A 13,906-nucleotide genomic window follows, 5' to 3' on the forward strand; every position below is an offset into this window, starting at 1 on the left:
CCGCTGAGCCGCCCGCCGAGCCCTCCGCTGAGCCCCCCGTTGAGTCTCCCTCGGAAACCGAGGCCCCGCCCGAGGAGAAGGTCGAGGAGGGCTTAGGCGTCGACGGTGGCACCGCACGAGCCATCGTCGAGCTGACCGGCCCCGCGGAGAACGCTCCCGTCGCGGCCCAGGCCGCCGCCGAGAGCGTGGACGTGGTGCTGCAACCGCAGAGCCAGGCGTTCATGGTCGTGAAGGGCACCGCCGAGGAACTGGCCAAACTGGCCGAGGACCCGCGGGTCGCCTCCATCCGCCGCGACAGGACGTACACGCCGACCCAGGCCGGCTCGAACCTCACGCTGATCGGCGCCGACCAGGCACACGCCAAGGGCTTCACCGGCGCCGGCCAGGCGGTGGCGGTGCTGGACACCGGCATCGACCCCGACCACCCCTGGTACAACGGCCGCGTCGTGGCCGAGGCCTGCTTCTCCGCCGTCGAACCCGGCGTCGAGTCGCTCTGCCCGAACGGCCAGACACAGCAGTCCGGGGCCGGCGCGGCCGACGCGACCACCGGGAAGTGCCTGTCGGGCGGCGTCAACCTGTGCGACCACGGCACCCACGTGGCGGGCATCGCGGCCGGCAGCGGCGGTGTGGCGCCCGGGGCGGGCATCGTGGCGGTGCAGGTGTTCAGCCGGGTCAACGACGAGAACCTCTGCGGCGAGCCGTCGTGCCTGCTGGCCTACGAGTCGTCGCTGCTGCAGGCCATGGACTACGTGGCCGGGCTGAGCCAGCCGGTCGCCGCGGTGAACCTGAGCCTCGGCGGGCTGTTGTTCGAGAACGAGTGCGACACCTCCGAAGAAGGGGCGATCTTCAAGCCGAAGATCGACGCGCTGCTGGCCAAGGGCATAGCGACCGTGGTGGCCGCGGGCAACGAGTTCTTCGAGGGGACCTCGTACCCGGCCTGCATCTCCAGCGCCGTGGCCGTGGGAGCGAACGACGGCGGCGACGCCATCGCGGACTTCTCCAACCGCGGCGCCGTGCTCGACCTGTTCGCGCCGGGCGTGGACATCGAGTCGTCGGTGCCGGACAACGCGACCACCGTCTACAGCGGCACCTCCATGGCCACCCCGCACGTGGCAGGCGGGCTCGCGCTGATGAAGGCGGCCTTCCCGCAGACGCCGATGGCCGAGCTGATCGACAAGCTGAAGACGACCGGCAGGCCGTACGTGTACGACGCCAACGGCACGCAGGTCACCACGCCGCGCCTCGACCTGGCGGCGGCGCTGGCCGGGGCCGCGCCGCAGCCGCCGATCTCGCAGACCCCGGTGGCGCCGCCCGACGACACCCGCCCCGATCCGGGTGACGGCAGCGGCCCCTCCCCCGAGCCGGACGACCCGGCGGACCCGGGCCCGGAGCCGACGTCGTCCGCCTCGCCGGTGCCGCTGCCCACCGTGACGGTCACGGTGACGGTCACCGCGAGTCCTGTCGTGAAACCGGCGAGCACGGTCTGCACGCGGGGCAGGACAGTCAGGAAACTGACGGCCAAGAAGTGGGCCGTGGAGATCCACCGCGGCAGCGGGACGATCGCCGACGACACGCTCACCTGCTACCTGAAGCTGATCGGCAAGTCGAGCAAGGTGTTCCCCGAGCTGACGAAGGCGTCCTCGCTCGGCAAGGCGTACCGGGTGCTGAAGAACACCGGCACGGGCAAGGCCAGGCTGGACGGCGCGCTGCTGACGGCCTGGCTGAACTGGGCGCACGGCACGAACGGCACCACGACGCTGGCTGCCGCCGAGAAGGTGCGGCTCAGCGAGAAGCCGTCCAAGTCGGCGCTGAAGAAGGCGACGAAGAAGGTCGTCACGTCGACCAGGTGACCCATGGGAAAGGCCGGTCTCGTCCGACCGGCCTTTCCCTTTGGTCGCCCTGAGGCAAAAACGTCTCCAAGGTCGCGGTGCTCGCTTTCATCTCCCACATCACCCTTGTGGCAAGGGGGATGTATGCGGCAGTACGCGGCCAGGAGCGGAACGCTCCCAGCCTCAAGGACGAACCGACCTTCGGAGGAACATGTGAGGCTACGGTCTCTGTCGGCATGCGCGAGCGCGCTGGCCGTGTTGTGCGCCGTGCTGTTCGCGGCGCCGCCGCTGCAAGCCGACACGAAAGACACCGGCGACCCCGTCATCAGCCCCGCGCTCGTCGCGGAGATCAAGGCGAAGACCCGGGTTCGCTCCATCATCCAGCTCAAGCCCGGCCAGAACGCCCAGGTCGTCGCCAAGGAGCTCGAACAGGCCTCGGAGGGGAGCCGGGTCCTGGAGGCGGCCTCGTCGTCGCGATTCTTCGTCGCCGAGGTGGACCAGCGCACGCTGGCCAAGCTCAGGAAGGACGACAGGATCCAGTCCGTCTACAAGGACGAGCTGCGCCATCCCACGCTGGACGCCAGCACCGCCCTGATCCGCTCGGACCGGGCGAACACCGCCGGCTGGACGGGGAGGGGCACGACGGTCGCCGTGCTCGACACGGGCATCGACCGGGACCATCCCTTCTTCCGCGGCCGGCTGGTGGACGAGGCGTGCTTCTCCTCCTCCGACGCCAGTGACGGCACCGTCTCGCTCTGCCCGAACAGCCAGCCGAGCCAGACAGGGCCGGGCTCGGCGGATGCCGAGACCGCCCAGTGCCTGGTCAACGGGGCGAACGCCTGCTCGCACGGCACGCACGTGGCCGGCATCGCGGCGGGCGCGGTGACCGCGGGGGCGCCGTCCAACGGCGTCGCCCCCGCGGCGGGGATCCTCGCCATCCAGGTCTTCAGCCGCGTGGACAACCCCCTGACCTGCGGGTCAGGGGGCGGCAGCGCGCCCTGTTTCCTCAGCTACACCTCGGACCAGAAGCTGGCGCTCGAATACGTGGCCCGGGTCGCGAGGGGCAGCAACGTCGCCGCGGTGAACCTGAGCCTGGCCGGCGGGGGCCTGTTCACCCAGGCGTGCGACTCCGACCCCGCGGCCGCGGGGGTCAAGCCGGAGTTCGACGCGCTCGTGGCGCTGGGCGTGGCGCCCGTGGTGGCGGCGGGCAACAGCGGCTCCCCGACCGGTGTCTCCTCTCCCGCCTGCATCTCCACAGCCGTCGCGGTGGGCGCGACCGGCGACAACGACACCCCCGCGGCCTTCAGCAACCGGGGGGCCATGCTGGACCTGTTCGCGCCGGGGGTGGACATCAACTCCTCGGTGCCCGACGACACCTACGGCGAGCTGAGCGGCACATCGATGGCCGCCCCCCATGTGGCCGGCATGTTCGCGCTGATGAAGCAGGCGTACGCGAACAACACCGTCGCGCAGAGCCTGCAGCGGCTGAAGAGCACGGGCACACCCATCCGGTACGACGCCGGAGGCACCTCGACGGTCACCGCCAGGATCGACGCGGAACGGGCCACCCCTGCCGCACGCGTCTGAAGGGGCGTCACGGCCGGAGTCCGGAGGCTCCGGCCGCGCCGGTCATCACAGAAGAGAACAAGAACGGATAACAGAACTCATCTGCCCTTCTGACAACACTTGTCCGATTACTACACTTCCGGTGAGAATTGCCCCCCGAACCACCGGAGGATCAGTTGAGACTGTCGTCTCTGCTGGCCGGCGCGATCGCCTTAGCCACCACTTCGGCCGCGCTCATCGCCACACCCGCCCTCGCCGACCCGAAAAGCAAGATCGACCCCTCGATCACGGCGAGCGGCGAACACCGCGCCATCGTCCGCGTGCAACAGCCCGACCAGGTGAAGTCCGTGCTGTCGAGCGCTGAGAAGATCAAGCGGGGCAAGAAGAACATCTTCGCGGCACCGCCCGCCGCAGTGGCCGGCGCGCTGAACTTCTTCGTCTACCGCGGCACCCGCGCCGAACTCGAGAAGCTCGCCGCGCAGACCGCGGTCGTCTCGATCCGCAAGGACAAGCTCAACAAACCCTCGCTGGTGGAGAGCATCCCTCTGATCGGCGCCGACCGGGCGCACGCCGACGGCACCACCGGCAACCGCACGGCCGTCGCGATCCTGGACACCGGGATCGACACCGACCACCCGGCCTTCGGCGACCGCATCGTGTCGGAGGCGTGCTTCTCCGCCACCGACCCCGTCGACGGCTCCACGCCGTTGTGCCCCAACGGCACCGAGTCCCAGGCCGGCCCGGGCGCCGCCAGCGCCGAGAGCGCAGCCTGCACGAAGGACGCCCCGCAGCCGCAGTACGGCCTGTGCTACCACGGCACCCACGTCGCCGGCATCGCCGCCGGGCAGCGGACCGCCGACTTCGCCGCCGACGGCGTCGCGCCCAAGGCGCTCATCGTGCCGGTGCAGGTGTTCAGCCGGTTCGACAACTCGCCGTACTGCTCCGGCCGGCCCGTCTGCATCCTGGCCTACGACTCGTCGATCCTGACCGGCATGGCGTACGCCGAACTGTTGACGTCCCAGTACAAGCTCGCCTCCGTCAACCTCAGCCTGGGCGGCGGCGAGTACACCACCGCCTGCGACACGGGCGACGGTGCCGACTTCAAGGCCGAGGTGGACAAGCTCCTCGCCAAGGGCGTCGCCACGGTGGTCGCCTCGGGCAACGCCGGCCTCGACGCGTCGGTGTCGTGGCCGGCGTGCGTCTCGAACACCGTCGCCGTCGGCGCCACGGACAAACAGGACGCCGTGGCCGCCTTCTCCAACCGGGGCACGCTGCTCGACGTCTACGCGCCGGGCGTGTCCATCACGGGGGCGATCGCCGGGAACGCGTACGCGACGCTCAGCGGCACCTCGATGGCCGCCCCGCACGTGGCGGGCGCCTTCGCGCTGCTGCGCGAGAAGCGCCGCAACGCCCCGGTGGACGGACTGCTGGCGACGCTGCAGCGCACCGGCAAACCGATCACGTACGAGAGCGCGGGCACCGAGGTCACAACGCCCCGCATCGACGTGTGGGCCGCGTTGCGCGCCCGCTGACCGTCGGCGGGTGAGCGCTCACCGCTCACCCGCCGACGCTCCCGAAGCTCACGCCCAAGCCCCGGCGATCCCGCTTTCCACCGTGATGGGCGCATGAGAGCGATTTGATAGCGGCCTCTGATGTGCTGTCCCGACATCGGCTCCCCAGGGAGTACGTGGTGGCAAGTGCACGGGGGAGGCAACCATCAACAGAACCGGACAACCGGCTTCGCGTGATCAGCAGCTCAGGCCCCTGAGCAGCTGATCGAGCCTGGCGTGATTGGGATCAGCCGGTCTGAGCAGCCCGCGCGCCTCCTCCCAGGAGGCGCGCGCGGCATCCGGGCGGCCCATCGCGAGCTGGATCTCGCCCTGGGTCGTCAACGACTCGACCTGACCGCTCACGTCGGCCAGCCGCAGGGAGATCGCCAGCGCCTTATCGCAGTGGTCCAACGCCGTCGGGTAGTCGGCGGTCCCTTGGTAGGCCGCGGCGAGGTTGGTCCATGCGCACGCCTCCTGCAGCTCAAGACCGTGCTCCTGGTAGATCTCCAGCGCCTCGCGGGTGTTGCCAAGGGCGTCGGCGCAGCGCCCGGCCACGATCTGGGTGGCGCCGTAGTTGAGCAGGGCATGGGCCCGGACCACCGCGTAGGGCTCGGGCCGGGCGGCGACCTCGGCCTGCCGATGGTAGGCCAACGCGCGGTCGTAGTCCTCGGCCCGCTGCCAGACCAGCCCGAGCAGGCTCAGGGCCCGGGAGATCTTCGCGGTGTCGCCGAGCCGCTCGGCGTTCCGCAGGGCCTGGCGCAGCGTCGCGTCGGCCTCTTCGTACGCGCCGGTGATGGAGTAGGCGCCCCCGAGCACGAACGCGGCCTGGTATCCGGCCAGCGGATCGCCGAGTTGCTCCGCGCACTCCAGCCCTGACCGGCCCGCCGCCAGCCAGTCGGGGAAATAGCGCGCCCGGTCGAGGAAGTCCCGTATCTCGGAGGCCAGCTGCCAGCCGTGATCCGGCAGGCCGTGGTCGGCGGCGGCGACGACGGCGGCGACCAGCGTGCTGCGTTCGGTCTCGAACCATTCGGACGCCGCACCGCTGTCGGGAAGGTCGGGCAGCGGGACCGCGGTCTCGCCGACGCTGCCGGTGAGCGAGATCGGGCGTGAGAAGCCGAGCGCGATGCGGGCTTTGCCGGCCGCCCGCAGATACCAGTCGAGAACCCGGCGCAACGCCGCCGCACCCGCTTCCGGCCGGTCGGCGGCCAGCCGCTCCCCGGCGTACTCCCTGAGCAGGTCGTGCAGCCGGTAGCGCCCCGGCCGGTGCCTCTCCAGCAGGTGCACGGCGGCCAGCCGGTCGAGCAGGTCGCGCGCCGTGGCCGGCGCGACGTCCAGCAGCGCGGCCGCGCCCGGCAGCCCGATGTCACTGCCCGGGTAGCAACCGAGGTGGGAGAAGGCACGGGCCAGGTCCGGCGGAAGCAGGTCGTACGACCACGAGAACACCGTACGCAGGTCGGCTCCCGGGTCGCTGTCGGCCAGGGCGTCCAGCGGGCTGCGACGCTGCCGCAGGTCGTCGACCAGGTCGGCGAGCGAACGGTCGGGATACTGGGAGCCCAGCTCGGCGGCGATGCGCAGGGCCAGCGGCAGGCGTCCGCACAGCCGGGCCAGCTCGGCCAGCGCGTCGGGCTCCGCCTCCGCCCTGTGCCACGGGATCGCCGTCGTCAGCAGCGCCAGGGCGTCGTCGTCGGGCAGCTCGCGCAGCGCCAGCCGGTGCGCCCCGTCGCGCGCGGCCAGGCCGCGCAGGTCGCTCCTGCTGGTGACGATGACGAAGCAGTCGGAGCCCGGCAGCAACGACCTGACGTGTTCGGCGTCGTGGGCGTTGTCGAGGAGGAGCAGCATCCGGCGGCCGGCGAGCAGGGTGCGCAGCAGCGCCGCGGCCTCGCCCACGTCGTTCGGGACGCGGTCGGGCGGCGTGCCGATCGAGCGCAGCAGCCGGCCGAGCGCCGCCTCCGCCGTGACCGGCCGGCCGGGGCCGTAGCCGTGCAGGTCGAGGTAGAGCTGCCCGTCGGAGAAACGGTCCTGCCTGAGCCTGGCCCAGTGCACCGCGAGCGCCGACTTGCCCGCGCCGCCGACGCCGTGGATCGCCACCAGGGCGAGCCCGCTGCCGGACCAGCGGCCGAGCTTCTCGTCGAGCGCGCCGAGCTCGGCCGTCCGGCCGGCGAACCCCGCCGGCGCCGGCGGCAACTGCCGCGGTGTCACCCGTTCCGGCTCGGGGCCTCCGTCCAGCAGCTGCCGGTGCAGGCGACGCAGGGCCGCCGACGGGTCCGCGCCGAGCGTGTCCGCGACGATCTTCCGTACGGACTCGTACGCCTCCAGCGCCTCCGCCTGCCGCCGGTCCGCGATCAGCACGGTCAGCAGCCGCTCCCACAGCGGCTCGCGTACCGGGAAGCGGGAGGTCAGCACGCGCAACTCGGCGATCAGCGTGCTCGGCGCGCGGTCGCCGAGCGCCAGGTCGAGGTCGATCCGCCGCTCGACGGCCGCGAGGTAACGCTCGGTCAGCGCGGGCGCGTGGTCACGCTGGAGCGAGTCGGACGCGACGTCGCCGAGCGGCTCGCCCCGCCACAACTCCAGCGCGGCCCGCAGCAGCTCGCGGGCGCGCTCCGGCTCGTCGACCGCGGCCCGCTCCGCGTCGCGGACGAGCCCGGCGAACCGCGACGCGTCCACCTGGTCGGGGCCGACGTCCAGCACGTATCCGTCGACGACGTTGCGCACCAGCCCGCCCTGCTCGGGCCCGAGCAGCCGCCGGAGCCGGTGCACGTTGTTCTGCACGGCCTCGCGAGGGCTCGACGGCAGGTCAGCGCCCCAGATCCGCTCGGTCAGGACCTCGACGGACACGATGCGCCCCGGCTGCAGGGCGAGGCTCGCCAGTAGAGCACGCTGCCGTTTCGAGGCTATCTGCACCGTACGGTCGGGCAGCCGCACCTCGAACGGTCCGAGAAGACGGATCGAAACCCCGGGCATACCCCGCCGCGCTCCTTTCCTTTGACCGGCACTCATGTCGAAGCTATCGCGGCATCCGGCGGGTGGCCGCCAAGGGCCCCGGCCAGGAGCGCGGGCCCCGGCCACATCTTGTCAGCGCGTTTCGGATGGTGTCGCTTTAGGGTGGCTCTCATGGACGCAGGCAAGGCGATCTTCGAAACCGTCGACAGGCTTCGCCAGCGGCGCACCGCCCCGCTGGTGCTGGAGCTCGACCTCACCGAGGGCCTCACAGAAGGCCCACCGTCGGATCCGCTCACCGTGGTCCTGTCGATGCGCAAGCCACGCCTGTCCGACGTCCTGTCGGGGCTCCGGCGGGCCAGGCAGGACCCCAGGGTCAAGGGGCTGGTCGTCAAGATCGGGGGCAACCCGATGGGCCTGGCCATGGTGCAGGAGCTGCGCCAGGCGGTGACCCACTTCCGCGCCTCCGGCAAGCCGGCAGTGGCGTTCGCCGAGACGTTCGGCGAGTTCGGCGGCGGCACCGTGCCCTACTACCTGGCCACCGCCTTCGAGCGGGTCTACCTGCAGCCGAGCGGCGACGTCGGGCTGACCGGGGTGGCGGTGGAGCAGCGCTTCGTCAAGGGCACGCTGTCCAAGCTGGGCGTCGGCTACGAAGTGGCGCAGCGGCACGAGTACAAAACCGCCGCCAACACCTTCACCCAGGACCACATGACCGAGGCGCACCGCGAGTCCATCGGCCGCATCGTGGAGTCGGTCACCGAGAGCCTGGTCGCGGGCATCGCCGAGGGCCGCAGGCTCGACCCCGGCAAGGTGCGCGAGCTGTTCGACCGGGGCCCGTTCACCTCCGCCGAGGCGCTGGAGGAAGGGCTGGTCGACGCGCTGGCCTACCGCGACGAGGTCTACGACGAGGTCAAGCGGTCCGCGGGCGCCGAGGCCCACCTGCTGTACGTCTCCCGCTACGCCAAGGGCGCCGCCGTGCGCAAGCTGCCGCAGCCGATGTCCGACGCGGTCGCGCTGGTCCACGGCCACGGCATGATCAGGTCCGGCCGCAGCGGGCGCAGCCCGCTCGGCGGGGGCGGGGCGATGGGCTCCGACACGATCAGCGCCGCGCTGCGGGCGGCCAGGCGGGACGAGCAGGTCAAGGCCGTCGTGTTCCGGGTCGACAGCCCGGGGGGCTCCTACGTCGCCAGCGACACGGTGTGGCGCGAGGTGACGCTGACGCGCAAGGTCAAGCCGGTGATCGTGTCGATGGGCGACGTGGCGGCCTCCGGCGGCTACTTCGTGTCGATGGCCGCCGACGTGATCGTGGCGCAGCCGGGCACGCTGACGGGCTCGATCGGGGTCTACGGCGGCAAGGCCGTGCTCGCCGAGCTGTTCGAGAAGATCGGGATGAGCACCGAGCTCGTGGGCAGCGGGGCCAACGCCGGGATGTTCTCCTCCTCGCGCGGCTTCTCCCCCGAGCAGTGGGAGCGGATCAACGCCTGGCTCGACCGGATCTACGACGACTTCGTGGGCAAGGTGGCCAAGAGCCGCGACCTGACCCGCGAGCGCGCCCACGAGCTGGCCAGGGGGCGGGTGTGGACCGGCGCCGACGCGCAGGCGAACGGCCTGGTCGACGAGCTGGGCGGGCTGGAGCACGCGCTGGCCCTGGCGCGCGGGCGGGCCGGGCTGGCCGACGACGCGCCGGTGCGGGTCTATCCCCGGCTCAACCCGCTGGAGCGCCTGCGCGGCCCCGACTCGAGCGAGGACAAGTCGGCTGCGCTGGCCAGGCTCCGCATGGACGCCTGGGGCCCGCTGGCCCGGCTCTCCGCCGAGCTGGGCCTGCCCGCCACGGGTCCGCTCATCCTGCCTTCGTGGTACGTCATCCGCTGACCGCGGGGCGCGGCCGTCACGTGCCGATCGCGCGGTAGCGACCGCGGAGCCGCACGAGGGGCTGCAGGTCGGGCTCGACGTAGTCGACGGCGAGGACGGTGGCGACATAGAGGGTGTGGTCGCCGGCCGGCACCACCTTGGTGGTCTCGGCCTCCAGCGCGGCCACCCCTCCCTCCACAACCAGCGCCTGCGTGTGCGGCGCGCGGTGGTGCGGCGTGCCGGCCACCAGCAGGCGGGCGCTGGGCCGCCCGGGGGTGGCGAACCTGCTGGCGACGGCCGCCTGCCCCGACGACAGCAGCGACGCGGCCCAGCGGTCCTGGCGCAGCAGCACCTCGTTGAGGTAGCCGTGGCTGCCCACGCTCACCAGGACGAGCGGCGGATCCAGCGACACGGACATCAGCGCCGAGACAGTGGTGCCCAGATCGTCGCGCCCGTCGCGTACGGTCACCACCGCCACGCCGGCCGCGAGCTGCGCCATCGCCTCCGTGAACTCGCTCACCGCGAGGACCCCCGGCGTCCGGCGGCCCTCGCGGCGGGCGTCAGCGCAGGCCGTTGGAGGTCAGCCATTCCTCGGCCACCATGGCGGGCTCGTCCTTGTTGACGGAGATCTTCTGCATCATCTCCAGCAGCGACTCGGTGGTCAGTTTGGCGGAGATGCCGTTGAGCGTCGTGCGGATCGTGTCGGAGGCGGACGCCTTGTGGAGCAGCGGCGTCACGTTCTGGGCCGGGAAGATGTTCTTGGTGTCCTCGAGCGGCACCAGGTCGTTGGCGGCGATCTTCGGGTCGGTGCTGAAGACATTGCCGACCTGGATCGTGCCGTCCTTCAGGGCGTCGGCCGTGGTGGGCCCGGTGGGCTTCCACTCCTTGAACTCGACCCCGTAGACGTCCTTGAACCGCTTCTCCCACCGTTTCTTGAACTCGGGCGGGCCACCGACGATCATGCTCGTGGAGACCTTGGCGAGGTCGTCCATGGTGGTGAGCGACTGCTTGGTCTGGGTGTCCTTGGTGACGGACAGGGTGTCCTTGTCCTCGGCGGGCGAGGAGTCGAGCACCTCCAGCTCGGCGGGCAGCTTCTCCTTCAGCGCCGTGTTCACCTCGTCGGTGGTGGCGGCTGTGGCGGCCTGGTCGATGAAGGCGAGGAGGTTGCCGTTGTATTCCGGCACGATGGTCAGGCCACCGCTCTTGACCTGGTCATAGACGGCCTCGCGGCTGCCGATGCGCGGCTTCTCCTCCACCTGCACGCCCTTGGCCTCGAGGGCCTGGGCGTAGATCGAGGCGAGCAGCACGCTCTCGTCGAAGTCGAACGATCCGATGACGGCCTTGCCCCCGCCCGAGGCCGAACCGCTGGGGGCCGCGCTCGTGGTGTCGAGCGGGTTGCCCGCGGTGCCGCCGCCACCGCAGGCGGCCAGCGCGAGCACCGCTGACACGAGCACCGCCGCGGTGCCGAACATGCGTCTCATGTTGCTTTCCCTTCTCAAGCGGGAGGTAATTCAGGAGGCTATCGAACATTCACTCGCCGGCTCACCCCCGGCGAGACCGTCACCCTCTGCGCGAGTGTGAACAGGAGCTGCACCACGAGCGCGAACAGCACGATCAATACGGAACCACCGACGACGCCGGCGTAATCCTTCGTCGCGAAACCGTCGATCACGTAACGCCCGAGCCCGCCGAGCCCGGTGTACGCCGCGACCGTCGTGGTGGCCACGACCTGGATCGCCGACAGCCGGCAGCCCAGCAGGATCAGCGGCAGCGCGACGGGCACCAGCACCCGCCCGAGCACCTGCCCGCCGCGCAGGCCCATCCCGTACGCCGCGTCGCGCAGGTCGGGATCGACCCCCTTGATGCCCTCGAAGGTGTTGACCAGGATCGGCGGCACCGACAGCAGCACCAGCGGAATGATCACCGGCCAGATCGAGGCAGTGCCGAGCAGCAGCACGAACATCACCAGCAGCCCCAGCGTCGGCAGCGCCCGCGCCAGGTTCGCCGAGATGACGACCAGCACCTCTCCCCGGCCCGTGTGCCCGATCACCAGCCCCAGCGGCACGGCCACCAGCACGGCCAGCAGCAGCGCCAGCGCCGAGAACTCCAGGTGCTCCAGCAGTCGCATGGGGATTCCGCCGGGTCCCGACCAGTTCTCGCCGTTGCCGAAGAACTCCCCCATCCAGGCGAAGAACGAGATCAGCCAGTTCACGACGTGGCCCCCTTCCGCGCGCGCACCCACGGGGTGAGCAGCCGCTGCGCCAGGACCAGCAGGCCGTCCGCGATCAGCGCCAGCAGCACGATCAGCACGATGCCGACGATCACCGGCGGCATGAACGGGTTCTGGTACGCCCGGGTGAACAGCCCGCCGAGGCCGCCCTGCCCGATCAGCGCGCCCACGCTGACCAGGCTGATGCTGGAGACCGCGACCACCCGCAGGCCGGCCAGCACCACCGGCACCGCGATCGGCAGCTCCACCGCCAGCAGCCGGCGCCGCGGCGTGAAGCCCATCGCGACGGCCGACTGGCGCACGTGGTCGGGCACCGAGTCCAGCCCGCCGACCACGGCGGGCAGGAGGACCGCCACGCCGTAGAAGGCGAGCGGGATGATCACCGTGGTCTGTGTCAGCCCGGTCACCGAGATCAGCAGCATGAAGACCGGCAGCGACGGCAGCGCGTAGACGACGTTCATCAGGCCGGAGGCGGGCTGGTAGAGCCAGCGCCAGCGCACACAGGCCAGGCCCAGCGGCAGCGCCACGACGAGCGCGAGCAGGATCGGCACGAGCGACATGGTGAGGTGGTCGAGGAGCAGGTCCTTGATGCTGCCCGCCCGGCCGGTGTCCCAGTTGCGTCCGATCCACTCCCAGAGGGAAGGAGGACCGTCACCCATCCGCGGCCTCCGCCAGCGCCTCGTCGAGTGCCTCCCTCGTGGCCACGCCGACGACCTTGCCCTCGTCGTCCACGGCCACCGAGCAGCCCGACGGCGACAGCAGCGCCGCGTCGAGCGCCGAGCGCATCGAGTCGCGGCCGTACAGGAACGTCCCGAACGGCTCCAGCTCGCCGGGGCGCGCCCCGGCGATCCATCCGACCGGCCCGCCCTGCTCGTCGACGACCAGCAGCCACGGCTCCTCCGACGAGCCGCCCTCGCCGCCCTGCCGGACCGTCAGGTCGGTACGCAGCCGCAGACCCTCCGTGGAGACGAACTGCAGCCGCCTGATCCCCCTGTCGTGACCGAGGAACTCGCGGACGAAGTCGTCGGACGGCTCCGACAACAACGTCTTGGGCGCGGCCAGCTGCGCGAGCCTGCCGCCGACGCGCAGCACCGCCACCTTGTCGCCGAGCTTGATGGCCTCGTCGATGTCGTGCGTGACGAACACGATGGTCTTGTTCAGCTCGCTCTGGAGCCTGAGCAACTCCTCCTGCAGGGTCGTGCGCACCACGGGGTCGACCGCGCTGAACGGCTCGTCCATGAGGAGCACGGGCGGGTCGGCGGCCAGCGCCCTGGCCACGCCCACGCGCTGCTGCTGCCCGCCCGACAGCTGGAACGGGTAGCGGCCGGCCAGCGCCGCGTCGAGCCCGACCCGTTCGAGCAACTCCATGGCCCTGCCGCGGGCCCTCTTCCGGTCCCAGCCGAGGAGGTAGGGGACGGTGGCGATGTTGTCGACGATCTTCCGGTGCGGGAACAGCCCGGCCTGCTGGATGACGTACCCGATGCCGCGGCGCAGCGTCGGGGGGTCGATGCTCTGGACCGGCACGCCGTCGAGGAGGATCTGTCCCTCCGAGGCGTCGATCATGCGATTGATCATCCGAAGGGAGGTCGTCTTGCCGCAGCCCGAGGGCCCGACGAGTACGGTGATCTCGCCTGTGGGGGCCTCCAGGGTGAGGTCGTCCACGGCAACCGTTCCGTCCGGGAAACGTTTGGTGACAGCGTCGAATGTGATCACGCGCGAACTTTCGCTCCGTGGGCTTCTGGCAGGGGTCGCAGCCCCCTGCCACGACCGCCGCATGATCTCTTGGATCCACAGACTACGGCGATCCGTGCCGCTCTGTCCTCATCGGGGCGGGCTTAAGCGTTTCACTGACCAGGGATATTTACACGAAATCTGCATCTGGTAGTGCGCCGGACCATCAGGATTGGCATGATTACCACAACAATCTCCTGACGCGCACCCTC

10 protein-coding genes are annotated in these 13,906 nt (G+C 71.2%); 4 read left to right on the top strand and 6 right to left on the bottom strand.

All coding sequences use genetic code 11. The annotated features are described in order from the left end of the window. From GUY59_RS25445 to GUY59_RS25455, 3 genes are all read left to right on the top strand, one after another. The coding region (locus tag GUY59_RS25445; protein ID WP_161714685.1) for a S8 family peptidase at positions 1-1,850 on the top strand (1,850 nt) is incomplete at its 5' end. A gap of 192 nt (positions 1,851-2,042) precedes the next feature. Continuing rightward, positions 2,043-3,416, top strand: coding sequence for a S8 family peptidase (locus GUY59_RS25450; protein WP_161714686.1), 1,374 nt, complete (start codon positions 2,043-2,045; stop codon positions 3,414-3,416). 155 nt (positions 3,417-3,571) lie between these two features. After that, positions 3,572-4,927, top strand: coding sequence for a S8 family peptidase (locus tag GUY59_RS25455; protein ID WP_161714687.1), 1,356 nt, complete (start codon positions 3,572-3,574; stop codon positions 4,925-4,927). Between the two features lie 216 nt (positions 4,928-5,143). On the opposite strand, the gene GUY59_RS25460 is transcribed toward GUY59_RS25455, so the two are convergent. Further along, complete coding sequence (locus GUY59_RS25460) at positions 5,144-7,906, bottom strand: AfsR/SARP family transcriptional regulator (RefSeq protein ID WP_161714688.1); 2,763 nt, start codon at positions 7,904-7,906, stop codon at positions 5,144-5,146. A gap of 150 nt (positions 7,907-8,056) precedes the next feature. Between GUY59_RS25460 and sppA the strand changes: the two genes are divergently transcribed. Continuing rightward, positions 8,057-9,754, top strand: coding sequence for a signal peptide peptidase SppA (gene sppA / locus GUY59_RS25465; RefSeq protein ID WP_138202106.1), 1,698 nt, complete (start codon positions 8,057-8,059; stop codon positions 9,752-9,754). A 16-nt stretch (positions 9,755-9,770) separates the two neighbouring features. Here sppA and GUY59_RS25470 read toward each other — a convergent pair whose 3' ends face one another. From GUY59_RS25470 to GUY59_RS25490, 5 genes are read right to left on the bottom strand one after another with little or no spacing between them, the layout of a single operon-like run. Beyond that, entirely contained in the window at positions 9,771-10,253 is a 483-nt protein-coding gene (locus tag GUY59_RS25470) for a flavin reductase family protein (protein WP_252375018.1), read from the bottom strand. A gap of 40 nt (positions 10,254-10,293) precedes the next feature. Then, positions 10,294-11,214 (bottom strand): ABC transporter substrate-binding protein, encoded by a 921-nt coding sequence (locus GUY59_RS25475; protein WP_138202105.1) that lies wholly within the window; start codon positions 11,212-11,214, stop codon positions 10,294-10,296. 38 nt (positions 11,215-11,252) lie between these two features. Further along, the gene (locus GUY59_RS25480) at positions 11,253-11,945 is read right to left on the bottom strand and encodes an ABC transporter permease (protein WP_132334139.1); all 693 of its coding nucleotides are present in this window, start codon (positions 11,943-11,945) and stop codon (positions 11,253-11,255) included. Further along, positions 11,942-12,622: an ABC transporter permease gene (locus tag GUY59_RS25485; protein WP_138202104.1), complete on the bottom strand. Its 681-nt coding sequence runs from the start codon at positions 12,620-12,622 to the stop codon at positions 11,942-11,944. The genes GUY59_RS25480 and GUY59_RS25485 overlap by 4 nt, the downstream gene beginning before the upstream one ends. Then, positions 12,615-13,676, bottom strand: coding sequence for an ABC transporter ATP-binding protein (locus tag GUY59_RS25490; protein WP_138202103.1), 1,062 nt, complete (start codon positions 13,674-13,676; stop codon positions 12,615-12,617). Before GUY59_RS25490 ends, GUY59_RS25485 begins: the two co-directional genes overlap by 8 nt. Between the last annotated feature and the right edge of the window lie 230 nt (positions 13,677-13,906).

Source organism: Nonomuraea sp. K271, assembly GCF_009908215.1.
Lineage (GTDB): Bacteria > Actinomycetota > Actinomycetes > Streptosporangiales > Streptosporangiaceae > Nonomuraea > Nonomuraea longispora.

Excerpts from the sequence above, each read along its gene's own strand:
- GUY59_RS25475 (WP_138202105.1), bottom strand. The coding sequence starts at position 11,214 with ATGAGACGCATGTTCGGCACCGCGGCGGTGCTCGTGTCAGCGGTGCTC.
- GUY59_RS25460 (WP_161714688.1), bottom strand. The coding sequence starts at position 7,906 with ATGCCCGGGGTTTCGATCCGTCTTCTCGGACCGTTCGAGGTGCGGCTG.
- sppA (WP_138202106.1), top strand. The coding sequence starts at position 8,057 with ATGGACGCAGGCAAGGCGATCTTCGAAACCGTCGACAGGCTTCGCCAG.
- GUY59_RS25485 (WP_138202104.1), bottom strand. The coding sequence starts at position 12,622 with ATGGGTGACGGTCCTCCTTCCCTCTGGGAGTGGATCGGACGCAACTGG.